Source organism: Streptomyces sp. NBC_00075 (assembly GCF_045041225.1).
Taxonomy (GTDB): domain Bacteria; phylum Actinomycetota; class Actinomycetes; order Streptomycetales; family Streptomycetaceae; genus Streptomyces; species Streptomyces adonidis.
The window spans coordinates 2,832,819-2,854,819 of record NZ_CP108243.1 but is presented as its reverse complement, the minus strand read 5'-3'; the positions used below and the strand labels follow the sequence as shown (position 1 = coordinate 2,854,819).

21 protein-coding genes are annotated in these 22,001 nt (G+C 69.5%); 10 read left to right on the top strand and 11 right to left on the bottom strand.

What is annotated here, in order from left to right:
• Positions 1–121: 121 nt before the first annotated feature.
• From OG787_RS12040 to OG787_RS12020, 5 genes are all read left to right on the top strand, one after another.
• Positions 122–553 (top strand): hypothetical protein, encoded by a 432-nt coding sequence (locus tag OG787_RS12040; RefSeq protein WP_405535169.1) that lies wholly within the window; start codon positions 122–124, stop codon positions 551–553.
• Positions 550–1,515: a hypothetical protein gene (locus OG787_RS12035; RefSeq protein ID WP_405535168.1), complete on the top strand. Its 966-nt coding sequence runs from the start codon at positions 550–552 to the stop codon at positions 1,513–1,515. Before OG787_RS12040 ends, OG787_RS12035 begins: the two co-directional genes overlap by 4 nt.
• A complete protein-coding gene (locus OG787_RS12030; protein ID WP_405535167.1) occupies positions 1,512–1,898 on the top strand; it encodes a hypothetical protein in 387 nt (128 codons plus the stop codon). The genes OG787_RS12035 and OG787_RS12030 overlap by 4 nt, the downstream gene beginning before the upstream one ends.
• 231 nt (positions 1,899–2,129) lie before the next feature.
• Positions 2,130–4,010, top strand: coding sequence for an ATP-dependent nuclease (locus OG787_RS12025; RefSeq protein ID WP_405535166.1), 1,881 nt, complete (start codon positions 2,130–2,132; stop codon positions 4,008–4,010).
• On the top strand, positions 4,007–5,911 hold the full coding sequence (locus tag OG787_RS12020) for a UvrD-helicase domain-containing protein (protein ID WP_405535165.1): 1,905 nt from the start codon (positions 4,007–4,009) through the stop codon (positions 5,909–5,911). Before OG787_RS12025 ends, OG787_RS12020 begins: the two co-directional genes overlap by 4 nt.
• Before the next feature lie 147 nt (positions 5,912–6,058).
• On the opposite strand, the gene OG787_RS12015 is transcribed toward OG787_RS12020, so the two are convergent.
• The 3 genes from OG787_RS12015 to OG787_RS12005 form a co-directional block, all read right to left on the bottom strand.
• On the bottom strand, positions 6,059–7,273 hold the full coding sequence (locus OG787_RS12015) for a PIN domain-containing protein (protein ID WP_059082737.1): 1,215 nt from the start codon (positions 7,271–7,273) through the stop codon (positions 6,059–6,061).
• Positions 7,260–7,613: a hypothetical protein gene (locus OG787_RS12010; protein ID WP_405535164.1), complete on the bottom strand. Its 354-nt coding sequence runs from the start codon at positions 7,611–7,613 to the stop codon at positions 7,260–7,262. Before OG787_RS12010 ends, OG787_RS12015 begins: the two co-directional genes overlap by 14 nt.
• A gap of 156 nt (positions 7,614–7,769) precedes the next feature.
• Positions 7,770–9,176, bottom strand: coding sequence for a hypothetical protein (locus OG787_RS12005; RefSeq protein ID WP_405535163.1), 1,407 nt, complete (start codon positions 9,174–9,176; stop codon positions 7,770–7,772).
• 158 nt (positions 9,177–9,334) lie between these two features.
• On the opposite strand from OG787_RS12005, the gene OG787_RS12000 reads away from it, so the two are divergent.
• Positions 9,335–11,998 carry a TOTE conflict system archaeo-eukaryotic primase domain-containing protein gene (locus OG787_RS12000; protein ID WP_405535162.1) on the top strand — a complete coding sequence of 888 codons (2,664 nt, stop codon included), beginning with the start codon at positions 9,335–9,337 and terminating at the stop codon, positions 11,996–11,998.
• A gap of 178 nt (positions 11,999–12,176) precedes the next feature.
• Here the strand turns inward: OG787_RS12000 and OG787_RS11995 are convergent, their stop codons facing one another.
• On the bottom strand, positions 12,177–13,415 hold the full coding sequence (locus OG787_RS11995; RefSeq protein WP_405535161.1) for an IS110 family transposase: 1,239 nt from the start codon (positions 13,413–13,415) through the stop codon (positions 12,177–12,179).
• A 240-nt stretch (positions 13,416–13,655) separates the two neighbouring features.
• Between OG787_RS11995 and OG787_RS11990 the strand changes: the two genes are divergently transcribed.
• From OG787_RS11990 to OG787_RS11980, 3 genes are all read left to right on the top strand, one after another.
• Entirely contained in the window at positions 13,656–14,582 is a 927-nt protein-coding gene (locus OG787_RS11990) for a hypothetical protein (protein ID WP_405535160.1), read from the top strand.
• Positions 14,583–14,983: 401 nt separating this feature from the next.
• Positions 14,984–15,235, top strand: a complete 252-nt coding sequence (locus OG787_RS11985; protein WP_405540472.1) for a hypothetical protein — start codon at positions 14,984–14,986, stop codon at positions 15,233–15,235.
• A gap of 98 nt (positions 15,236–15,333) precedes the next feature.
• On the top strand, positions 15,334–15,558 hold the full coding sequence (locus OG787_RS11980) for a DUF6207 family protein (RefSeq protein ID WP_405535159.1): 225 nt from the start codon (positions 15,334–15,336) through the stop codon (positions 15,556–15,558).
• Here OG787_RS11980 and OG787_RS11975 read toward each other — a convergent pair.
• From OG787_RS11975 to OG787_RS11955, 5 genes are all read right to left on the bottom strand, one after another.
• On the bottom strand, positions 15,536–15,832 hold the full coding sequence (locus OG787_RS11975; RefSeq protein ID WP_405535158.1) for a hypothetical protein: 297 nt from the start codon (positions 15,830–15,832) through the stop codon (positions 15,536–15,538). The two genes, OG787_RS11980 and OG787_RS11975, sit on opposite strands and share 23 nt — an antisense overlap.
• A 328-nt stretch (positions 15,833–16,160) precedes the next feature.
• Positions 16,161–17,096: an NADP-dependent oxidoreductase gene (locus OG787_RS11970; RefSeq protein WP_405535157.1), complete on the bottom strand. Its 936-nt coding sequence runs from the start codon at positions 17,094–17,096 to the stop codon at positions 16,161–16,163.
• Positions 17,096–17,998 (bottom strand): nitroreductase/quinone reductase family protein, encoded by a 903-nt coding sequence (locus OG787_RS11965; RefSeq protein ID WP_405535156.1) that lies wholly within the window; start codon positions 17,996–17,998, stop codon positions 17,096–17,098. The genes OG787_RS11970 and OG787_RS11965 overlap by 1 nt, the downstream gene beginning before the upstream one ends.
• Before the next feature lies 1 nt (position 17,999).
• On the bottom strand, positions 18,000–18,677 hold the full coding sequence (locus OG787_RS11960; protein WP_405535155.1) for an NADPH-dependent F420 reductase: 678 nt from the start codon (positions 18,675–18,677) through the stop codon (positions 18,000–18,002).
• A 23-nt stretch (positions 18,678–18,700) separates the two neighbouring features.
• Positions 18,701–19,480 carry a 3-oxoacyl-ACP reductase family protein gene (locus OG787_RS11955; RefSeq protein ID WP_405535154.1) on the bottom strand — a complete coding sequence of 260 codons (780 nt, stop codon included), beginning with the start codon at positions 19,478–19,480 and terminating at the stop codon, positions 18,701–18,703.
• Positions 19,481–19,607: 127 nt separating this feature from the next.
• Here OG787_RS11955 and OG787_RS11950 point away from each other — a divergent pair, with 127 nt between their 5' ends.
• Positions 19,608–20,201, top strand: coding sequence for a TetR/AcrR family transcriptional regulator (locus tag OG787_RS11950; protein WP_405535153.1), 594 nt, complete (start codon positions 19,608–19,610; stop codon positions 20,199–20,201).
• Between the two features lie 19 nt (positions 20,202–20,220).
• Here the strand turns inward: OG787_RS11950 and OG787_RS11945 are convergent, their stop codons facing one another.
• On the bottom strand, positions 20,221–21,054 hold the full coding sequence (locus tag OG787_RS11945; protein ID WP_405535152.1) for an alpha/beta fold hydrolase: 834 nt from the start codon (positions 21,052–21,054) through the stop codon (positions 20,221–20,223).
• Complete coding sequence (locus OG787_RS11940) at positions 21,054–21,905, bottom strand: alpha/beta fold hydrolase (protein ID WP_405535151.1); 852 nt, start codon at positions 21,903–21,905, stop codon at positions 21,054–21,056. The genes OG787_RS11945 and OG787_RS11940 overlap by 1 nt, the downstream gene beginning before the upstream one ends.
• Positions 21,906–22,001: the final 96 nt, after the last annotated feature.

Below are 22,001 nucleotides of genomic sequence, written 5' to 3'. Positions count from 1 at the left end.
AGTTCCGGCTTGCCACAAAGCACTAAAACTACCTCGGATAACGTGCCATATCCGAGGCGATAGACCGGACATGACGCGGGGTTACTCCGGGCCGCCCGTACCGAGAGGACAGCCCCTTAAAGTGTCCGACCCTCAACAGTTGCGCTATACAGTGGACATCACGAGCAAGGACATCGACGCGATCGAGGCCTTCCTCACCACCCGCACCGCCGAACAGCTCACCGCGCACGAGCCCGGCACCACCGAGCACAGGATGGCCGGCGCGGTCGAGTGGGGCGTCCAGGACCTCGTGGTCGATGCCCGGATCGCCCTGGAGTGGCTCGCCGACCCCGAGCAGGCCGATCTCCACGGCGGACTCGATCTGCGGCACGACCTGGGACGCGCCTGGAATCTGCTGGTGCGGATGACGAACCCCTGGCGTCGTCACCCAGGCCACGACACGGCCCGCTGGTGCCGGGTCACCTACACCAACGCCCAGTCCGAGAAGGACATGAAGCGGGGCGTGGAGAGGGCGCGGGCGGCCCGCGAGTCGAGGGAGGCGGCGAGCGCGTGACCGCTGTCCGTGTCGACTTCCCGCCCGTGGAGAACGGGCTCGATTACCTCAAGAGCGTGGTCGAGCTCCTGGCCCATGGCGAGGGCGGGGTGAGCTCCCGCAACCTGAAGTACGCAGTGCTCCATCTCCAGGCTGCCACCGAGGTGTTGCTGAAGTACCGGCTCTACCTTGAGCACTGGACGCTCGTCTTGCAGGACCTGGATCTGACCCGGAAGACCCCGAAGAAGAGGGTCACCCGTCAGATGTTCGACGAGGGCGACTTCGTCAGCTGCTCGCCTCAGGAGACCCTGCTACGGCTGCGCACCGTCGTCGGGCTGCCCATCACGCCCGGGGACGAGGCGGAGATCGTCTCCCTGGCCAAGTCACGCAACGCTCTCCAGCACTATGGGCTGACCGACTCGGAAGGCACGATCGAGACCCGTACGGTCGCGGTCCTCGACTTCCTGATCCGCTTCCTGGACGAACACCTACTGCCTGAGCTACCTCCCGAGGCGCGCGAACGCTTCGAGGACGATGTGGAGCTCATTCGCTCCGGCCTCACGTACATCCGATCCTTCGTCGATCAGCGAATGGAGCGGCTGAAGGACGAGCTCGGGCCGCTGCGGGACCGGACGGTGCAGTGCCCGAACTGCCGCCAGTGGGCCCTGGTGACGGGCGGGGAACTGGCCGAGTGTCTGTTCTGCCCGTGGGCCGCGGATCCCAAGCTGTACGCATTCGACTACGTCGTCAAGTTCCTCGACGTTCCCTGGCGGATCACACCGACAGACGGTCCGTTCTCGCAGCCCGCACAGCCCCCCATCGATCCCTGTCCATACTGCGGCGAGGAGGCGGCAGTGCCCGGCGTTGTCACCGCAGCGGCACCGGACCACCCCGTCACCTTCTGCTTCGCCTGCGGTGTCGCCCTTCCCTTTGAGGACTGGCAGGGCCAGGACGGCCAGAGTCAGCCGCAGGGAAGGGGATGAGCACCGAGCTGGAGCAGGTCGACCTGGTCGAGGCCGAACTTGTCGCGGACGGCGACGCCTCGGCCGGCGGCGCGGTCGCGGCGTACGACCAGGTGACCGCCCGTCCTGGACGCGCTGGAGACGAAGGCGGCCGAGGAACTGCACGCCTCCCGGCCTCACACGACCCGGACCGGTTACGCCCGGGACCGGGCGCTGTGGTGCGAGTTCCACCGTGGCTGGCCGAGCGGACCGGCATCGTGCTGCCGCTGAGCGCCATCACGGTCGGCATCTACGTGGCGTTCGTGAAGTGGCTGGACGAAGTGAAGGAGGCTGCGCTGATCTCTGTTGGTACTCGTGCAGGATGCGGCCGAGCCGTTCGTGTCGGCGTATGTCGAGGCGGGTGATCTTCTCCGGATCGGCGGTGGGTGCGGGCAGCGGGCGCAGTGGGACGGCGTTCGCGATGCCCTGATAGGGCCGGTGTCCACCTCGACGCTCTCCCAGTTGCTGGATTCCGCCGGGCGGCGACCCCGGAGAGCATAGGATCTCGAAAATATCGATCACGGGTCGCGCAGCCCGGGGGACTCCTTCCCGAAGAAGGGGGCGCCGCGGCCCCGTCGGCGGGGGAATCTGTGTACTTGGCGCGTCTTCGGGTCGAGAATTTCCGGGTCTTCGGAGCTGCGGCCCAGAGCGAGGGCGAGACGGACGCGTCGCTTGACCTGTCGTTCACGGCCGGGACGAACGTGCTCGTCGGCGAGAACGACAGCGGGAAGACGGCGATCATCGACGCGATCCGGCTGTGCGTGCAGACCGCGGCGACGGACTACTACCGGGTCTCCCAGGACGATTTCCACCTCGGGAAGGACGGGCGGGCGGAGACCTTCACCATTGTGTGCGGGTTCACGGCCCTGTCGACCGAGGAGCAGGCGGTCTTCCTGGAACTGCTCACCCACGACCGTGGCGGCGCTGCCTGGCTTTGCGTGACGTTCAAGGCCCAGCGGATGGACCCAGTCCGGAACCGGGTCTCGGTCACCACCCGGACCGGACCGGACGGCAACGGCCCCGCCCTGGACGGCGCCGCACGCGAACTCCTGCGCGCCACCTACCTGCGCCCCCTACGCGATGCGGAGGCGGAACTGCGCTCGGGCCGCGGATCACGGCTGTCCCAGATCCTCGCCGGCTACCCGGCGATGAAGGACCAGGGCATCGATGATTACGACCCCGAGGGCGACGACCCTCCGTCCACTCTGGTGGGGATCCTGCGCCGCGCCGAGCACGACATCCGCGACAACAGTGCCGTCTCTGAGGTGAGCCAGGACATCAACTCGGCTTACCTGCAGCGGTTTGCCATCGGCGACGACGTCCTGCGCGCCAAGATCAGCGTCGCTACAGACGCGACGCTGGCCCGCGCGCTGGAACGGCTCGAACTGAATCTCTTCGCCGAGTCCGACGAGTGGACGCGCCGCGGGCTCGGCTACAACAATGCCTTGTTCATGGCCGCAGAGCTCCTCCTGCTGGGCAAGAGCGAACTGGCCCCCCTGCTGCTGATCGAGGAGCCCGAGGCGCACCTCCATCCCCAGCTCCAGACCCGGATCATGGACCTGCTCCGCGACAAGGCCCAGGGGCCGCAGGAAGGCGGCAGGGCCCCGGTCCAGGTCATCCTCACCACCCACAGCCCCAACCTCGCCGCGTCGACGTCCGTCGAGTGCCTGACCCTCGTCGTCCGGGGCCGCACCTTCCCGCTGCGGCGCGGTATCACGCGCCTGACCGGCGAGGATTACGCGTTCCTGACCCGGTTCCTGGACGTCACCAAGGCCAACATGTTCTTCGCCCGGGGGCTGGCGATGGTCGAGGGCGACGCCGAGGCAATCTTCCTGCCCGCCCTCGCTGCCGTCCTGGGAATGCCCTTCAACGAGCACGGCGTCAGCGTGGTCAACGTCGGCCACGTCGGGCTGTTCCGGTACAGCCGTGTCTTCCAGCGCTCCGGCGAGCAGATCCCCGTCCCCGTTGCCTGTATCCGCGACCGCGACCTCGTTCCCGCCGGCACCTCGGAGGAGATGCGCGGCGGCCTGAGGTGCTGGGACGAGATGACGGAGCAGGAGATCGGCGCGCACGTCGCGGACCTCGCTGGCGACGACGACGGGCCGGTGAAGACCTTCGTGTCGAACTGGTGGACGCTGGAGTACGACCTGGCCGTCACCTCCTGGACCATGGCCAGGCTGATGCACCGGGCGGTCAAGCTCGCATCCGTTGCAGAACGGTCCTGGCCGGACGCCGCCAAGACCGAGCAGGTCATCGCTCGGGCCGACAGGGATATCGACGAGTGGGAAGGCCAGGGCCTCACTCTGGAACAGGCTGCCCTGAAGATCTACAGACCGCTCAAGCTCGACAGAGCCAGCAAGTCGATCACCGCGCAGTTCGCCGCGCAGCTCCTCGCCTCCACCCCGCTGACGCAGAGCGACGTCCCGCCCTATCTGGTCCACGCCTTCAAGTACCTGTGCGGCGAGGTGGCCCCGTGACCGGCACCTACCTGGCCGATGCCTTCGCCACGTACAAAGTGGAGGCCACGGTGAAGCTCCTCGGACTCGATCCGCTTGATGCCGAGCAGTGGGACTTCCTGCAGAGCGAGACCACACAGGACCTCCAGGCCGCCCCGGGGTCGGGCAAGACCACGTTGATCGGACTCAAGCTCTCGCTCATGGCCGAGGCATGGACCTCCACGACGCGCGGGGTCTGCGTGCTGTCCCACACCAACACGGCCAAGAACGAGATCACCGACCGGGTGGCCTCCCTCGCCGCGGGGCGGCGCCTGCTGCGCTACCCGCATTTCATCGGCACCATCCAGTCCTTCGTGCACACCTTCCTCGCGCTGCCGGCCGTGCGGGCCAAGGGCGTCGAGGTCCGGTCCGTCGACGACGCGGCCTTCGAGACCGCAGCGATCCGGCTCCTGCAACGCCCTGACTACTCCACCCTGCGCAGCTACGTGGAACGCCAGCGCGACGGCACCGGCATCGTGACCGGGGCGACGTTCACCTACAAGGACGGCGAACTCGTGGTCACCGGCGCGACCAGGGAACCCCCCTTCCGCGCCGAGACAACCAGCGGCAAGCAGCTGTCCAGCCTCAAGTGGACTCTGGCCCATCGAGGCGTCTTCCGCTACCAGGACATGTACGCCATCGCCCAGCAGTACCTCACCGAGCACCCCGGCATCGTCCCGGCCGTCTCCGCGCGCTTCCCCTTCGTTCTCCTCGACGAGATGCAGGACACCAGCGCCACCCAGCACGAACTGCTGGACCTCGTCTTCGCCTCTTCGTCTACCGTGGTGCAGCGGGTAGGCGACACCAACCAGGGCATCTACAGTGACGCCGGCGCCATGAGCGGACCCGCCTCGGCGTTCCCGCTGTCCGGCGCCGCGGAGCTGCCAGTCAGCCGCCGCTTCGGACCGCAGATCGCAGCAGTGGCCAGCCGCCTGGCCGTCCGGCGCCCCCAGCAAATCTACGGAGCCGGTCCCGACGGCCAGGTGGCGGTCCTGCTGTTCGACGAGGCCACAGCGACCGACGTCGTGCCGACCTTCGAACGCATGGCCGCCGTAATCGTCCCCGAGGACGTCCTCCTCAGACGTCCGCCGCGTGTGCTGGGCGCGCGGCAGGGCCGGGGAGGCTCCCAGGCCTACCCGCAGTCGATCTCCTGCTACGTGCCCGGCTACACCCCGCCCGGCCGCCCGACGGCACACCGCGCCCTGATCGACGCGGCCCGCGCGGCAGGGACCCAGTGGAGGTCCGGCGCGGACAGCCACGAAGCGGCCACCGAGTTGTGGAACGCCCTGCGCGCGTCCTTCACGCCCCTGACCGGCGAAGGGCTGCCAGCGCTCGGCCGCCTCGAGAGGTCTGCGGCGACCCCCGGCGGGAGGGTGCGGATCCTGCTGCGCGAACTCCTCTTCCACGCAGCCGCGTTCGACGAGGCAGGCTGGGGCATGATCACCGAGCAGCTGACCGTCCAGATGAAGTTGCTCGCCGACCGGCCGCTGAAGGCCGTCGGCCTGGAGTTCACCCCCGCGGCCGAGGCGGCCACAGCACCGGGCGGCGTCCCCAAGAGCTCCGCCGCAGTGCCGGTGGTGCGGGCCGTACCCGGGACCATTCAGAGCGCGAAGGGCGAGACCCATGCGGCGACGCTGATCCTGGAGTGCCTTGAGAAGAACGGCAAGAAGTTCGACGTGACCGAGGCGCTCCGCATGGTCGCGGAGGGGAGCGACCCGCAGCGGGAGCTGAAGAGTGTCCAGGCCGCTGTACAGCTCGTCTTCGTCGGGGCGACGCGCCCCACCCACCTGCTGGTGCTCGCCGCCCACCGCGACCGCGGCAAACGGTACGCGGAGGTGATGATCGACGCGGGCTGGGACGTCCGTGACCTCACCGAGCATTGACCCCTGCATCCGTCCCGGCAGAACCGTCCCGCCCGCTGGCTGGAGGGCGTCTCCGTCACCTTGCGGGTTGGGCCCGCTGGTTGGCGGGTCCCCCGTACCCCGGCAGCGGCGTGAGGATGAAGACTTCGACAGCCCTCCCCTCCGGCATCAACCCGTCGCGCTCTCCTCACCCTTGCCCCTGTTCTTGAAGAAGCTCGCCGCCAAGAACGCCAGCAACAGGCCCAGCGAAGCCGTGGCGGCAGCGGGCGTGCTCATTCCTTCGAGGACACGGGGCTCCCAGTCGGCCATTTCCGCCGGGTCCAAGGCGGTTGGGGGCCAGAACTGCAGGAAGGTCGGCGTTTCCCCGGGCTTCGAGCTGAACAGGAGCCTGCTCCTCAACTGGCAGGCGATTCTCCCGGCGTTCTCGGTCAAGGACGCCGCAGGCAGTGAGAGCGAGGTGGTCGCGGGCCGGGTGGCGTAGCCGACGAGGATCCAGTCGACCGTCGCCGTGTACCACTCCTCCTCGCCGATCCTGTGGCCCGAGACCTCGTGGACGCGCCGCAGGAATGCCTTGGGGGTACTGAGCCAGGCGTTCCAACGAACAGGGCCGTAGACGTTGGTGGAGCCGAGCCCGGCCAGGAAGCCGTTGACCTCGGTGCCCACCCATGAGCCCGTCTTGGCGATCAAGAGGTCCTTGACCGCGGACTCCAGGGGACTGCGCGTTTCCTCCCTAGTCAGCAGTCCGACCAGGACCTCTTCGATGTGCTTCTCATCGATCTCCAGAGGCGTGGTGAACTCCGCGACAGCGGCATCGAAGGACGTCAGCAGTCTGAGCCGGTCTTCGAGGCCCTTCAGGTCCTCGCCCATCGGGGACGGGAAGTCGTTCCCGTCCCCGAAGTCACGCGTGTTCGCACTGACGAAGTGGACGGTCTCGCCCGGGTTGTTCGTCAGGTAGTCGACCACGGAGAGCCAGATCGCCGCGTCTCTCGCGCCGCCCTTGGTCTTCGCGTCCGCACCCTTGGCCGGCTTCTCGCAGTGGGCTTCCCGCAAGAGCGCCTGACGGGCGACGTCGCCGGAGGTCTCGATGATCTCGAACAGTTCCCCGTACTTCTTCCGCCAGTAGCGTCGTGCCTCCTCGGGGTCGAACGCGCGCGGCTCGGCTTCCTGCCGCCAGGGGGTGACCCGGTTCAAGGCGTGGATCGCGGACACGGCCTCCTGGTGGGCCTCGGCCTGCCGGATCACCTTCTGCGCGACCAACTCCTCCTGGACCATCCACGGGATGGCGACCCTGTGCCGGCCGGACCGCTTCAGCGCGCGCAGCAGGTCGAACTTGGGGGCATCCGGGCTCAGCCCGAACAGCGCGTTCGAGTCAAAAACGATCACGCACGTCTCCTCGACAAGGGTGTCTCCAAAGCATCCCAGAGCAAGGCATCGCACCTGCTGGGATTTCAGGCGCCCGCCCCCGGCTGGGAGATGGAGAGGTGATGCCCGTGACGGGATGCTCAAGGTCGGGACTGGCGGCGAGGTCGACCAGGCGGACGGGGGCCGGTTCGGGATCGGTGATCCCGTCGTTGTACTCGTCCATCAGGTACGACTCGATGTGGTCGCGGTGGGTGCCCCACTGGTACAGCTCGTCCACCATCTGGTTCATCCGGACGCCACGAAGGGCTGCCAGGTCGGCCGGCTCGGCATCGGAGGTTCGCGGAGGCGGGGGTTTGGTCATGCTTTCCAGAGTGGCACCCGCAGGTCGCCCTGGAGCACAACTCCCGGGGATGCTCGGGTGTCTGACGCTGCGCTGCTCTCGATGACCGTTCCCCTCGCCCGTGCCGAGTGACGACGGCTCTGCTGCCGCATCACCTCCGGTGCCTGCCCGCGGTCCCTAGCGCTTGCGGTAGCCGGATGCGGAAGGGGGAAGGGCCATGTCCAGCAGGGCGTCGATGGTCTGGTCGTCGAGGCCGCTGTCCAGGTGGAAGGACCGGCGGAGCAGGCTGCCGACCTGGGCGGGAGCAAGGCCCAGGCGCACGCGGGCCTTGAGGCAGATCGCCCCGAGGAGGTTCGCGCTGTCGCCGGGCCGGTGCTGGAGGTACCAGGTCAGCAGCTTCACCGAGCCGGCGGACAGGTCGGACAGAGTGATGTCCTCCAGGGTTTCGCCCTCGCTGCTGTTTCGTTCGACGTCTTCGGCCAGGCGGCCGAGGACGGCCTCGACCAGCACGTCACGCACGGGACCATGAGGGACGAGGCCCTGGTTGCTGCCGTACATGAGGGCGGCTGCCGCGTCCCACGCGAGATCGTCGGCGGCGCTCTGCGCGAGGTCGCCCTTCATGTAGGGCGCCCGTCGTTTGCCACCGCTGTGGCGTTGTTCGGTCAGGGTCTCGTGGAAGACGCGGCGTAGCCGGTTGTGGTCGGCCACGAGACCGGCGGGCTGTGCGGTGTCGTACACGGTGGTCGACGACAGCAGGGCTTCGGGGCCATTCTTCCGGCGGTAGTTCTCGGCCCAGTCCTGTGCGACCGGCACAGACCATCGCAAATCGCCGCCGGTCTCGTCCTGTGGTTCGGGCAGTTCGTTGCGCCCTGAGCTGTACTTGGGGTCGGGCAGGTCGTCGGTGCTGATGGCCGCGATCTTCGCTAGCCCCGCCTTGTCGATCAGGCTGTCCAGTTCGGGTGCGTGAAGGTCGACGATGCAGGCGTCGAGCGGCAGCACGCCCGGCCGGGACGCGCGCAGGTGCGCCCACAGGGTCAGGTGGTTCTTCCAGTTGGGCACCGGGTGATCGCTTGCGGTGAAGCTGGCGATCTTCAGGACACTGGCGGTGCCGGGGCTGCTGGTGGAGTCCAGCAGGTCCGCCGCGGTGATCGTGGTCGGGTCCTCGACGGGCCGGGCGTCGTTGCGCTCGAAGGCCCAGTCCCATACCTGCCCGGGACGGTGCCAGCGTTCACCGTTCCACCAGTAGCCGCCGTGCCGGTGGAGGAAGCCTTCGCGGCCATGCAGCCAGTCGTGGTGCAGGTCGCTCTGGTCGCGGTCGCGGATGAGCAGCACGGTGCGGCCGTAGGGAGGGTGGTGGAACACGGCCCAGGCGAAGGACGGGTTCTTGGGCTCGGTGGTGAACGCGACCCATCCTCCGTCGGGTGTGCGGTCGGCCCGGCCCCAGAGCCCTTCGCCCTGATTGCGGCCGGTGCGTTCGATCGCGTCGGGGTTGTCCAGGGGTAAGCGGCCGTCGTTGATGAACGGCAGGCCCGGGACGGGGTGGTCGGTGCTGGTGCCGTTGGCCACCGGGCGTATGCGGTACACGGCGGTTTCCCCCTCTGTATGGCGATGGTTGATCGGGATGAGGGAACGCTAGCCCGCGGGCGAGCCGGATATGCCTCGTGGGACAGTCCCGTACGTTCCCGGCGGTGATCCTGGCCGATTTCGCTGTGTAGCGCGCGCCGAGTCTGGATCATGAGGGTGTGGAGGACTGGTCCGACTGCTTCGACCCTGACGAGTTGCGCATCCGTCTCGATGTCGCTCTGGAGGAGAACGCAGAGCTGCACGAGGAGGTCCGCCGGCTGAGCGCGGACAACGCTCGCCTGCGCAGCCTTCTGGGCCTCGGTGTCCCAAGCGGCGCCTCGCCGATGCCGCCCGTTGCCGAGCCCGTGGCGCCGGTGCCCGTCAGCGGGGGCGGCGGGCTGCCGTATGCGGATGCCTCATCGAGCGCCGAGGCGAAGATCGCCCTATTCCGGGCCTTGTTCGCCGGCCGGGAGGACGTGTACGCGCGCAGGTGGGTGAGCGCGAAGTCCGGTCGGACCGGGTGGAGCCCGGCGGAGGACAACCCGTTCGACAAGACCAAGGACGATGCGGACCGGGTGTTCTGGCCGCTGACCGACGAGACCGTCTACGGCCACCTCGATCCGTCCCGGCAGGGCCGCAGCGAACTGCACGTGGGCCTGTACCCGCTGCTGGCCGACGACACCTCCCGGCTGCTTGCGTGCGACTTCGACGGCAAGGACGGCAGCGACTGGCGCGGCGATGCTACCGCCTACGCCGACGCGTGCCGACAGGCCGGTGTACCCGCTCTGCTGGAGATCTCCCGCTCCGGTAAGGGCGCCCACGTGTGGACGTTCTTCACCGCGCCTGTCGCCGCCGCCACCGCCCGTGCCCTGGGCATGGCGCTGCTGCGGCGGGCGATCGACGCCCGCGGACAGATGACGCTGTCCAGCTACGACCGTCTCTTCCCCGCCCAGGACTACCAGCCGGTCAAGGCCAGGGGCGGCTTCAGGTTCGGCAGCCTGATCGCGCTGCCGCTGCACGGCGCGTCCCGCGCCACAGGCACCACCGTCTTCGTGGACCCCGACACCTGGCAGTCCTACCCGGATCAGTTCGCCCGTCTCTCGCGCACCGAACGGGTCACACCGGCCGAGGCCGAGGCGCTCGTCGACAAGCTCGGCCCGGTCAAGGCCGGGCCGTCGGCGACCGCGCCCGAGCTGGGACCCAGGCCCCGCAGGAAGGCCCTGGGCAAGGCGCCGGCCATGGTGCCCGCCCGGCTGGCCGCCATGCTGGAGATCTCCACCACCGGGCTGCCCCCGCAGCTGCTCGCGGCCCTCAAACACACCGCGTCGTTCCACAATCCGGAGTTCTACCGCAAGCAGAACCAGCGCTTCTCGACCTGGAACACGCCCCGGCTCATCTGCTGCTTCGATGCCACCGACCCGGACTGGCTCAAGCTGCCGCGCGGTCTCGCCGACGAGGCCGCCCAGCTGATCGCCGCCGCCGGCGGCACGCTCACCAGCACCAGCGACCTGCCCGAACACGCCGAGATCACCGCACGCTTCACCGGCGAGCTGACCGGCATCCAGCAGCAGGCCGTCGACGCCATGGCGGCGCACCCTACCGGTGTCCTGGTGGCTCCTCCCGGGGCTGGCAAGACGGTCATGGCCTGCGCCCTTGTCGCCCGCCGCCGCACCCCGACCGCTGTGGTCGTGAACCGCAGCGAGCTGCTGGACCAGTGGAAGCAACGCCTCGCCGCGTTCCTTGATCTCGGCGAGGGCCAGGTCGGCTCGCTCGGCGGCGGCAAGGACCGCCGCACCCACACCGTCGACCTGATCATGCTGCAGACCCTGTCCCACCGGGATGCGCCGCCCGACCTGCTCGACGGATACGGCCTGGTCATCGTGGACGAGTGCCACGCCGTGGGCGCACCCGGCGCCGAAGCGGCGATCCGAGGCGCGAAGGCCGGCCGATGGATCGGCCTGTCCGCCACCCCCTACCGGGCGGACCAGATGGACCCGGTGATCACGATGCAGTGCGGCCCGATCCGCCACGAGATCGAAGACGCCAGCACCTTCGCCAAGCACTTCGTCGTCCACCCCACCACGTTCACCACCGACGAGCCCGGCAACGACGGCGCCTCCTTCCAGGCCATCTACACCGAACTCGCCCACCACGCCGACCGCAACGCCCAAATCGCCGCGGACATCGCAGGCGCCGCCCGGCGCGGCCGGTGCAGCCTGGCCCTAACCAACCGCGTGGAACACCTCCACCAGCTGGCCGCCGCCCTCAAGCCGCACGGAGTCGAACCCATCCTGCTCCACGGCGGGCTACCGCCGGCCGAACGAGCCCGCATCCGCACCGCCTTGACCGAGGACACCACCACCCCTCTGGTGCTCCTGGCGATCGACAAGCTCGTCGGCGAGGGTTTCGACCAGCCCCGGCTCGACACGCTGTTCCTCACCAGCCCCATCTCCTTCAAGGGCCGTGTCATCCAGCAGGTCGGCCGCATCATGCGCAACACCGAGGCGAGGAAGTCCCACGTCGAAGCGCACGACTACCTCGACGCTGACGTCCCGCAACTGGAGCGCATGCACCACCGGCGCCGCCGCATCCTCGAACGCCGAGGCTTCACCACCACGCCGGTCGAGAAGCTGCCCACGCTGCCGTCGGCGGGAGCTCGGCCCGCCGCGACGCCCGCCGCCGTGACGACCCCGCGCCCCGCACCGGCCGTCGCGGAGGTCCGGGCCTGGGCCCGCGGCCAGGGAATGGACGTGCCAGCCCGGGGCAAGCTCCGCCAGGCGATCTGGGATGCATGGCACACCGCTCACCCAGAGCAAGGACAAGGAGCGAAGCCTCCTTCCTGACCTGTCGCTCGCCTGACCATCGGAAGCGCCGGGCCGAGTTCCTTCTCGACCACAGGGACGAGCAGCGCGGCTCCCGCGCTGATCTCTCCACCCAACGACCACGAGCGCGACCAGAACACCCGTGAAGCCATCGCCCGCACGCAAGGAGTCTGATTCGAAAATCCCCCAACGCCGCAGTTCAGACCGGTTCCGCTGATTGGAGGGACACTTGATAACCGAGCATGTTGAGCTGGCTGACCAGGCGCCGCGTCTGGCGTGCCCTGCCGGTTCGCTGGAGGAAGTAGTCCGCTCCGAGGTCGGCGTACTCGGCGTTGTTGGTGAGCATGTGCCAGATCGAGGTCAGGATCGTGTGGCCGACGGCGACCAGGGCCCGCTTCTTCCCGCGGCGGATCGCGAGGCGTTTGTAGCGGGACGCGAGGTAGGTGTTCTTGCTGCGGGCCGCGGCGGTGGCGGCGAGTCCGAGCGCGTTCTTCAGCCACGGGTCGCCGGGCCGGGACTTGCCGGAGGTGTGCTTGCCGGCGGACTCGTGGTTGCCCGGACACATTCCGGCCCACGAGGCGAGGTGGGCGGCCGAGGGGAAGCGGGCCATGTCCGCGCCGGTCTCGGCCAGGATCATCTCGGCCGAGCGTGTGCTGACGCCCGGGATCGTGGTCAGCAGCTCGATCTGGCGGTGAAACGGGGCGAGCCGGCGGGTGATCTCCTTGCTGAGGCGGGCCTCGGTCGCGGTGACCGCGTCGATGCGGTCCAGCATGGTCCGTGCGAGGAAGGCGTGGTGGTCGGTGAACTGGCCGGTCAGTGCCTGGGCGAGGATCTGACGCTTGGCCCGCATGCTCGCCCTCGCCATCTCGGCGAGGACGTGCGGGTCGCGTTCCCCGGCGATCAGTGCTTCCAGCATCGCGCGGGCGGACTTGCCCAGAAGGTCCGAGACGACCGCGGACAGTTTGATCCCGGAGTCTTCGAGGAGCTTCTCCAGCCGCTGGGCCTCGCGGGTGCGTTCGCGGATGACCTCGGTGCGGTAGCGGGTCAGGTCCCGCAGCTGGCGGATGGCCGGCGGTGGCACGAACGAGGGCCGCACCAGGCCGTGTTCGACCATCTTGCAGATCCATTCGGAGTCCGCGACGTCGGTCTTGCGGCCGGGGACGTTCTTCATGTGCCGGGCGTTGAGCAGCCAGCACTCGATGTCGTTCTCCAGCAGGTAGAACACCGGCTTCCAGTACGCGCCGGTCGCCTCCATGCCGACCACCGTGACGCCCTCGGCGATCAGCCAGTCGCGCATGGCCAGCAGGTCGGCGGTCATCGTCAGGAACGTACGGATCTCCTTGCGGCGGCGTTTGCCCGGTCCCGGGACGCGGACACAGACCTTCACGTCCGCCTTGCCGATGTCGATTCCGGCGCATCGCTCGTGGACCACGTCCATGCCCCGGTCCTCCCCTCCCGCGTCGTGCGGCTGTGCGGCAGCCGTCCGGCGGGGACCGACCAGGCAAAAGAATCTGATTCGCATGCTCGCAGCAACACTTCCGGGTGCCTGACGAAGGGTCCCCGGCGTCCTACTCAATGTCGGGTTCCGGAGACACCAAGACTCCGCGACGTCAGCCGGACGGCCGTAGCCCGATTTTCTCCCCTTTGGGGTATCGCCGTCCGGAGATCGGATTACTCAATGACCGACCTCATCAACCCCAGCGCCCGCCGCGCCATACGCGAACTCGCCGCAGGTATCAGTGATCCCCAGGCTGTCCTTGACTGCTGGGAAGGAACCGGCTTCACCCCCTTGGACGTCCCCCGCGACACCAGCGGCGCCCAGGGCAAACGGAACTTCTCCCGCTACGCCGAAGCCGTCGACTGGACCAGCCCCGAACACGTCACCCGGGCCCTGCCCGCCTTCGAGAGAATGCTGCGCACCTACAAGAAGAAGACCCTGCGCGGAATCGACCCCGAGCGTGAGAAAGCCGAGTTGCATGCAACCCTCGGAGAGCTGCGCGCAGAGTTCTCCCACGACGGCTACCGCATCACCGAATCCCTGAAAATCCTCAACGACACCGACCGCCGCACCGACTACGCCGCCAGCGACGCCGCGCTCTACGCCGACGCCGTGAAAGTCCTGCGCGGCGCCCGCAACCAGATCGAGCGCCTCCCTTCTCTGCACCGCGGCAAGGGGGAAGAAGACATCCGTGACGTCCTGACCGCCGCCCTCGGGGGCGCCTTCGAGGGACAGGCCACCGGCGAGAGCTTCAACGGCCAGGGAAAGACCGACATCCTCCTGCGGATCGACGACCGAAACATCCTCATCGGCGAGTGCAAGGTCTGGGCCGGAGCCCATGGGGACAAGGGAATCTCCGCCATAGTCACCCAGCTACTGGGCTACCTCACCCGCAACGACCGCCAGACCGCGCTACTGCTGTTCATCCGCAGGGTCAATCATGAGGCAGCCCTCACCAGCGCCCTGAAAACCCTGGCCGAAGACCCCCGGTGTATCCAGGCTGGCGCCCCCGACGACAACAACCGCCACTACCCCTTCCGGCTACGCACCGAACACCCCGAGCCGTGGGACATCGACCTCGTCCTGATCCCCTTCTTCCTGACCTGACCAGGCAGCAGCGGACACGGCAACAGACCCTCGCCCCCACTTCTCGTATCGGCTGTGAGGAGACCAGGTTCAGGCACAGGCCACTCTGCGGGGGCGGGGCGGCACCCGGAGCCAGGCAGCCCCGTCCCTCATCGCCAGCAAGACGGGACACCCGGCACAGCCAGTTCGGTACGCCCTGTCACTGCTGACGTGACCCGGTCCGGGTGTGCCTTCACTCGCCCTGCGGGCGAATGGAGGCGAAGGCGGCGCAGGCCTCGAGCCAGCGGCTGGCTCGGACGCTGGCGCAGCTGACCCCCTGGCAAGCTTCCGGGCGGCGCACGGGTTCGCCCAGGACCGCCTGGGCAAGCCCGCGTGTCGGGCCGACTGCGAGGCTGGACGGCACGGACAGCGACGATGAGTAGCTGCTACGCGGCCGGATCAACGAAGCCGACCACAACTACCCGAGCCCGGAGACGGGACGCAGCTACGCCGAACTGGTGGGCGGGCCGCTGGACGGACTGCTGCTTGACATCACCGGCTGGAGGCCGGAGGAGATCGACGACGGCGTCTCCCTTCTCACGGAGCTCGGGCAGTTCGGCCCAGGCGGCCGGGCGCTGTACGACCCGCGCCCCGGCGACCCGGCCCGCTGGGACTGGGGCGGCGACAGCCCCTGACAGCCCGCCACTCGGTCGGGTGAAGACACGGGAGAGGCGGAACTCTCCTAGGACGCCCGCGCGTAGTGCCGTACATGAACCCGATCAACGAGACGCACGTGAGTGAGCCTGGCCTGGTCGTCGTCGACGTCGCGGCCGCCGACGATGAGACCGCGTTCGCCTTCCAGCAGCTGCTCGCCGACCGGTGGGCGACGTCGACAGCGGAGCACACGACGCACGACGTCGACCAGCCCGGCGTACGGCTGCGCTGCTACCTGGACCTGCGCCAGCCCATGGCGCCAGCCGACGCGGTGCGGGAGGTCAGCGCAACCGCACCACGGTGACGCCCGCGTGCCGGGTCGCGCCCGCCACGACCTCCACCACCGCGTTGCCTCCGGCGGGCGCGTAGGAGTCACCGGCCTCCGTGAACGCCGGTCCGGTCTGAGGAACAAGGCGCGGGGCGACGACGGAGGGGAGTGCTGTGGTCAGCCGCTGGGACAGCGCCACGCGGCCGTCGGGCAGCAGCCGTACGGCGAGCGCCTTCGGGTGCCGGGCGGTGCCGGTGAAGCCGACCACGGTCGCGTCGATCGTGGCCGCGTGCCTGATCTTCGCCCACACGCGGCCCGCCCTGTAGCGCCTCGCAGTGGCTTCGCGGCGATCCCTTCCACGCCGTTGGTGGTAGACCACACGGGGACGATTGGCGGGCCGACGTCGGCGAGCACGTTCAGGAGGACCTGGTGGCGCTCCACGTACGGACGCGGGCGAAGGTGGGGCATGCCCGCCGCAGGGTGGGCCAGGACGTCGAACTCCTACTTCGCGGGGTGCCGGTCGGTGAGCTCTCGGGCATAGTGAGGACGGAAGAGCGCGCGGGACTGGGCCGCCTCGAAACTGATCCGTGCGTGGCCTTCGGCGTCCGAGAGGTACACCACAGCCTCGCCGTCCAGGATCAGAGGGGCACGGCGTCGCCAAGGGCCAGCACGATCTTTCCTCGCGTGTGGCGTTCGCTGAGTTTGCTGTAGGCGGCGCGTACCTCGTCCAGTGGGTACACCGAGTCGATGGGGAAGGCGATGTCGCCGTTGACGGCCATGCCTGCCAGGGTTTCCCAGATCTCGGGGGTGTCCGCTTCGGCCTGGCCGACGGATCGTGCTGTGTGGCGTGCGACGGCGGCGCCGTCGGCGAGGGTGTTGATTCTGCCCGGAGCCAGGCCAAGTTCCACGGCGGTGGCGACGTTGCCGCGGCCGAAGTGGTCGAGGTAGGCCGTCACCGGGGTGGGGGCTGCGTGGCGGATGCGCTCGGCAAGGCCGTCGCCGTACTCGACGGGGATCGCGCCGAGGGATTCCAGGAAGGGGAAGCTGGTCTTGCTGCCGGTGGCGATAACGGTGGCGCCGCGGTGGCGGGCGAGCTGGATGGCGATGGAGCCCACGCCTCCGGCGCCCGCGGAGATGACCACGGTGTCGTGTGCCGACAGCTGGAGTGCTTCGGTTTCCGCGTAGGCCGTCGCGCCGACGCCCGGGATGACGGCCGCCTGCGCCCAGGCCAGGCGGCGGGGTTTGCGGGCCAGGCGGTCGGGGCGGGTGCGGACGAAGTCGGCCTGGGCGGCGCGCGGTGCGAAGCCCATGACTTCATCCCCTGCATGGAACGTTGTGACCCCGAGTCCCACGGCGTGGACGGTGCCGGCGTAGTCGTTGCCCTGTCCTTCGGGGAAGTGCGCGGGCCACAGGCCGGCGAAGGCGCCCTCGCGGATGCCGATCTCGCCCGGGTTGATCGCGGCGGCCTCGACGGCCACCACGACTTCCCCCGGCCCCGGTTCAGGTTCGTCGACCTCGACGATGTGGAGGACTTCGGGTCCGCCGTAGCGGTCGAAGCGGACCGCTCTGGGCATCAGAAGGGCCCCTCGACGGTGAAGGCTACGACGGGGATGAGCCGGTCGGTGTTCTTCTGGTACTCGGCGTAGCCGGGCTGCAGTGTCACGACGTGGGCGAAGAGGCGGTCGCGTTCGTCGCCTTCGGTGACGGTGGCGTGGGCGGTGAGGGTCTCGGTGCCGATCTCCAGAGTGACGGCGGGATGGGCGCGCACGTTGTGGTACCAGGCTGGGTGGCGGTCGCGGCCGAAGTTGGAGGCGACGAGGAGTATGCGGTCGCCGTCGCGGTAGTAGGTGATTGGTGTGGTGGCGGTCCGGCCGGACTTGGCGCCGGTGGTGGTGAGCAGGGCCAGGTCGGCGCCCTTGAAGACGCCGCCGACCTTGCCGCCGCCCGCACGGAACTCTTCCTGGATACCGCGGTTCCAGGCGCGCACCTCCTCCGCTGTCGCGGTGCCGGCGGGGACGGCATCGCTGGCCTTGGGCGTGCGGGTGGGCGGGGGACCGACGACCTCAAGGCCGTGTGCGGCGGCCGTGGTGATGGCAGCGTTCAGGTCGAAGTGGGCGGGGAGTTCGTCGAGGGTGGTGACGGGGGCGCCGTTGCGGATGAACCACTCCTCGATCCCGGCGGGGGCGAACGTGGCGAGCATGCGGGCGCTGTCGCTGCGGACGCGGTAGCTGTGCGGGACGCCGCGCGGTCCGAAGGCCACGTCGCCCGGGCCGAGGTCGTACTCCATATCGCCGACGAAGAAGGTGATCTCGCCGTCCAGGACGGTCCAGATCTCGTCCTCGCGGGTGTGGACGTGCAGCGGCGGCGACTGGTCGCGGGGGTCGGTGAACTCCAGTACCGAGGCGCGCCCGTCGGTGTGGTGGGCGGGGAGTCTGACGTCGACGGTGCCGCCGAGGAACCAGAAGGAGCCGGTCACGTCAGTTCTCCTTCAGCAGGCTCAGGGTGGGCAGCGGGCCGCCGGGGAACTGCTGCAGGCGGCCGCCGGTGGCGAGCGGGCCGAGGTCGACCGCAGCCCATCCCACTCGTTCGATCAGGCGGGTGATGCGCTCGTTGGCGCCGGCGTCGTCGCCGGACAGGAAGATCACCCGGCGGCCGCTGCCGGAGCGGGGGTTGGCGCCCAGGACGTGGGGCGGCAGGGTGTTGAAGGCCTTGACCAGTTCGGCGCCGGGGACCAGGTCGGCGACGACTTCGCTTGAGGTCCGGCCGCCGAGGTCCGCGACCTTGAAGTCGGGCGGGCCGAGGGGGTTGGTGGTGTCGATGACGATGCGGCCCTCCCAGTCGGTGAGACCGGTGGCGGCGACGGCCTCCTTCAGCCGCTTCCACGGCACGGCCAGGACGACGACGTCCTGCTGCGCGGCCTCCTTGACCGTCACCGCGGTCAGTCCGGGGCCGGCCGTGCTGACCAGGCCGCTCAGGGATTCGGGGCCTCGGCTGTTGCTGATGAGGACGTTCTCTCCGGCGGCGACGAGGCGCTCGGCGAGGGCGGCGCCGATGGCTCCGGCTCCGATGATTCCGATGGACATGGTCTTCTCCCGGGTGGCTGTGGGGTCCTGACGATGGGACAGGTCGGGCGCCGGGCGGGGTTCGGGGGACACCCCACCCGGCTGCTTGAGGGATGTCAGACGGCGAAGCCGCCGTCGACGTCCCAGCTGGTGCCGGTGATGAACCGGGCTTCGGGGCGGGCGAGGTAGGCCACGGCGCTGGCGATGTCGGCGGGCTGGGCGTAGTGGCCGAGCGGCATGAGCTGCTTCATGGACTCGGCGAACGGGCCGGCGTCGGGGTTCATGTCGGTCTCGGTGGGGCCGGGCTGCACGGTGTTGACGGTGATGCCGCGCGGACCGAGCTCGCGGGCCAGGCCCCGGGTGAGGCCGGCGACGGCCGCCTTGGTCAGGGAGTACACGCCCACACCGGGCACCGGGATGCGGTCGGCGTTGATGCTGCCGATGGTGATGATGCGTCCGCCCTGTCCCAGGTGGGGCGCGGCGGCCTGGATGGCGGTGAACACGCCGCGCACGTTGACCGCGATCATGCGGTCGAACTCGGTCAGAGGGAACTCCTCCAGCGGCGCGACGTGAGCGACACCCGCGTTGTTCACCAGGATGTCCAGGGTTCCCAGGTGCTGGACCGTCTCGGCGATCGCGGCGCGGACCGCCTCCTCGTCCGCGCTGTCGGCCTGGATCGCCAGCGCCTTGTGCCCGGACTGGTTGATCTCTTCGGCCAGGGCCTCGGCGGTGTCCTTGGCGCTGGAGTAGGTGAACGCGACGGCGGCGCCGTCAGCGACAAGGCGGCGCACGATCGCGGCGCCGATGCCGCGGGATCCGCCCGTCACCAGGGCGACCTTCCCGGCGAGCGGGGCCTGTGTCGAAGCGGTGGCGTCGTCCGCGAGCTGCGTGGTCATGATCTTTTTGCTCCGTCTCAGCGACATTCGTATTTCCGAACTGTTCGGTTACTATGTCGTGGTGGGTCCAACACGGGCCCCGGCGGATCCATTCCGCGGCGGCAGACTTCTTTTTCGGGAGGCTTGGATGGCCAGGACAGGTCGGCCCCGCTCCTTCGACACCGACGAGGCTCTCGACAAGGCGATGCGGCTGTTCTGGGCCGAGGGCTACGAGGGCGCCTCGCTGAACGAGCTCACCGAGGTCATGGGCATCAACCGGCGCAGTATCTACGCCGCCTACGGCAACAAGGAGGAGCTGTTCCGCAGGGTCGTCGACCGCTACCTCGCAGGCCCGGGCGCGTTCGTCGCCGCAGCCATGCAGCAGCCCACGGCCCGCCAGGTGGCCGAGACGATGCTGCACGGCTGCGCGGATGCCTACACCACGCCCGGCTGCCCGCGCGGCTGTCTGCTGGTCCAGTCCGCCCTCGCCTGCGGCCCCGACGGTGAGCCTGCCCGCAAGGACCTGGCTGCCCGGCGGGAGTCCGGCGTCGGCGCGCTGCGCGCCCGGTTCGAGCGCGCCCAGGCCGAGGGCGACCTGCCCGCCACCGCAGACCCGGACGCCCTGGCCCGGTGCCTGACGGCGGTCGGCCAGGGCATCTCGGTGCAGGCGGCCGGCGGCACCGGCCGTGACGAGCTGCACCGTGTCGCCGAGCAGGCCCTCGCCACCTGGCCGAGCCGCTGAGCCGCGCAGCACGGCCGTGTTATTTGGCGAGGAAGGACAGCAGGGCGGCGTTGACCTCGTCGGCGTGGGTCCACAGCAGGCCGTGCGGGGCGCCGTCGATCTCGACGTACTCCGCCGACGGCAGCAGCGCATGGAACGGCCGGCCGGTGGAATCGATGGGAAGGATGCGGTCGGCGGTGCCGTGCACGATCAGCGCGGGGACATCGATGCGGGCCACGTCGCCGCGGAAGTCGGTCAGCCACGTCGGCACGCACGCCACCGCCGCCACCGATGAGGAGGTGGCGGCGACGGCCCAGCTCGCGCTGACCGCCTCGTTGCTGATCCGGCTCCCGAGGGTGTCGTCGAGGTTGTAGAAGGCCTGGAAGAAGCTGGCGAAGTAGGCGTAGCGGTCGGTGGTGACGGCGTCCAGGATGCCGTCAAACACCTGCTGGTCGACGCCGCCCGGGTTGTCGTCGGTCTTGAGCAGGAACGGCTCCAGCGAGGCGAGGAAGACCGCCTTGGCGATCCGGTCGGAGCCGTAGGTGCCCAGGTAGCGGCCGACTTCGCCGGTGCCCATCGAGAAGCCGACCAGGACTGTGTCGGTGAGGTCCAGCGTGGTGAGCAGGTGGTCGAGGTCGGCGGCGAAGGTGTCGTAGTCGTAGCCGGTGGCGGGCTTGGAGGAGCGGCCGAAGCCGCGCCGGTCGTAGGTGATGACCCGGTGCCCGGCCTGCAGCAGCGGCGGCAGCTGCTTCTCCCAGGAGTGACCGTCCAGCGGGTAGCCGTGGATGAGCACCACCGGCTGCCCGCTGCCGTGGTCCTCGTAGTACAGCTCAATCTGGGCGCTGTTCTCCTCGCCCACGGTGATATGCGGCATCAGCTGGTCTCCTTCGCAGCGCGCCGGATGACGCGGAAGACGGTCTCGGGATGGGTGAGGTGGACGGCGTGCGGAGCGTCCACTTCGACGGTGCGGGCGCCCGCGCGCTGGGCCATGAAGCGTTCGGCGGCCGGGGGAATGGTGCGGTCCGCGCGGGCGACAAGCGCATAGGAGGGCACGCTCTTCCAGGCGGCGGCCTGCGCCGGCTCGCCCAGCGCCACTGCGCCGGCCGGACGCTGCGTGGCGGCCAGGACCGCCGCACGCTGACGGGACAGCCGGTTGGAGAGGAAGACGTCCCGGAACTTGTCCGGCCGGAGATAGAGGTCGATGCCGCCGTCGTAGGGGACGGGCTTGAGGGCGGTGGGGATCTCGGCGTGTGGGTCGTCGCTGAGGTGCGAGCCGGGGAACTTCACCGCCAGGGCAGCCGCCGACTCCCCCGTGTCCGGGATGAACGCCGCCACGTACACCAGCGCCCGCACGCGGTCGTTGCCCGCGGCGGCCTGGGATATGACGGCACCGCCGTAGGAGTGGCCTACCAGCACCAGCGGGCCCGGCGTCGCCTCCAGCAGCTTGGCGAGGTAGGCGGCGTCCGAGGAGAGGCCTCTGAGCGGTATGGCGGGGGCGATGACGGTATGGCCGGCTTCCAGCAGGTGGCCTGCCACCGTGCTCCAGCCGGAGGCGTCGGCCCAGGCGCCGTGGACGAGCACGATCGTCGCCCGGGTGCCGCCACCGGCGGCCTTGGAGCCGGCGGCGGCCTCGGCCAGGGGCGCGGCCGTCATAGCCGTACCGGCCGCTACGGCGGCCGCGAACGCCAGCGCCGAACGCCGGGAAGGGGCAGAAGGAACAGTCACGAGATTCTCCGAACAGGTCAGCACGCCGGAGCGTGAAGGAGTGAAGCGCACCTCGACCGGTCGGCGCCTGCCGAAGGTCGCCGCCGGGCCGGATCG

What these genes read in the sequence shown, in the direction of transcription:
- OG787_RS12030 (WP_405535167.1), top strand. Translation starts at nt 1,512, where the DNA reads ATGAGCACCGAGCTGGAGCAGGTCGACCTGGTCGAGGCCGAACTTGTC.
- OG787_RS12010 (WP_405535164.1), bottom strand. Translation starts at nt 7,613, where the DNA reads ATGACCAAACCCCCGCCTCCGCGAACCTCCGATGCCGAGCCGGCCGAC.
- OG787_RS11995 (WP_405535161.1), bottom strand. Translation starts at nt 13,415, where the DNA reads ATGGACGTGGTCCACGAGCGATGCGCCGGAATCGACATCGGCAAGGCG.
- OG787_RS11990 (WP_405535160.1), top strand. Translation starts at nt 13,656, where the DNA reads ATGACCGACCTCATCAACCCCAGCGCCCGCCGCGCCATACGCGAACTC.
- OG787_RS11970 (WP_405535157.1), bottom strand. Translation starts at nt 17,096, where the DNA reads ATGCCCAGAGCGGTCCGCTTCGACCGCTACGGCGGACCCGAAGTCCTC.
- OG787_RS11955 (WP_405535154.1), bottom strand. Translation starts at nt 19,480, where the DNA reads ATGACCACGCAGCTCGCGGACGACGCCACCGCTTCGACACAGGCCCCG.
- OG787_RS11950 (WP_405535153.1), top strand. Translation starts at nt 19,608, where the DNA reads ATGGCCAGGACAGGTCGGCCCCGCTCCTTCGACACCGACGAGGCTCTC.
- OG787_RS11945 (WP_405535152.1), bottom strand. Translation starts at nt 21,054, where the DNA reads ATGCCGCATATCACCGTGGGCGAGGAGAACAGCGCCCAGATTGAGCTG.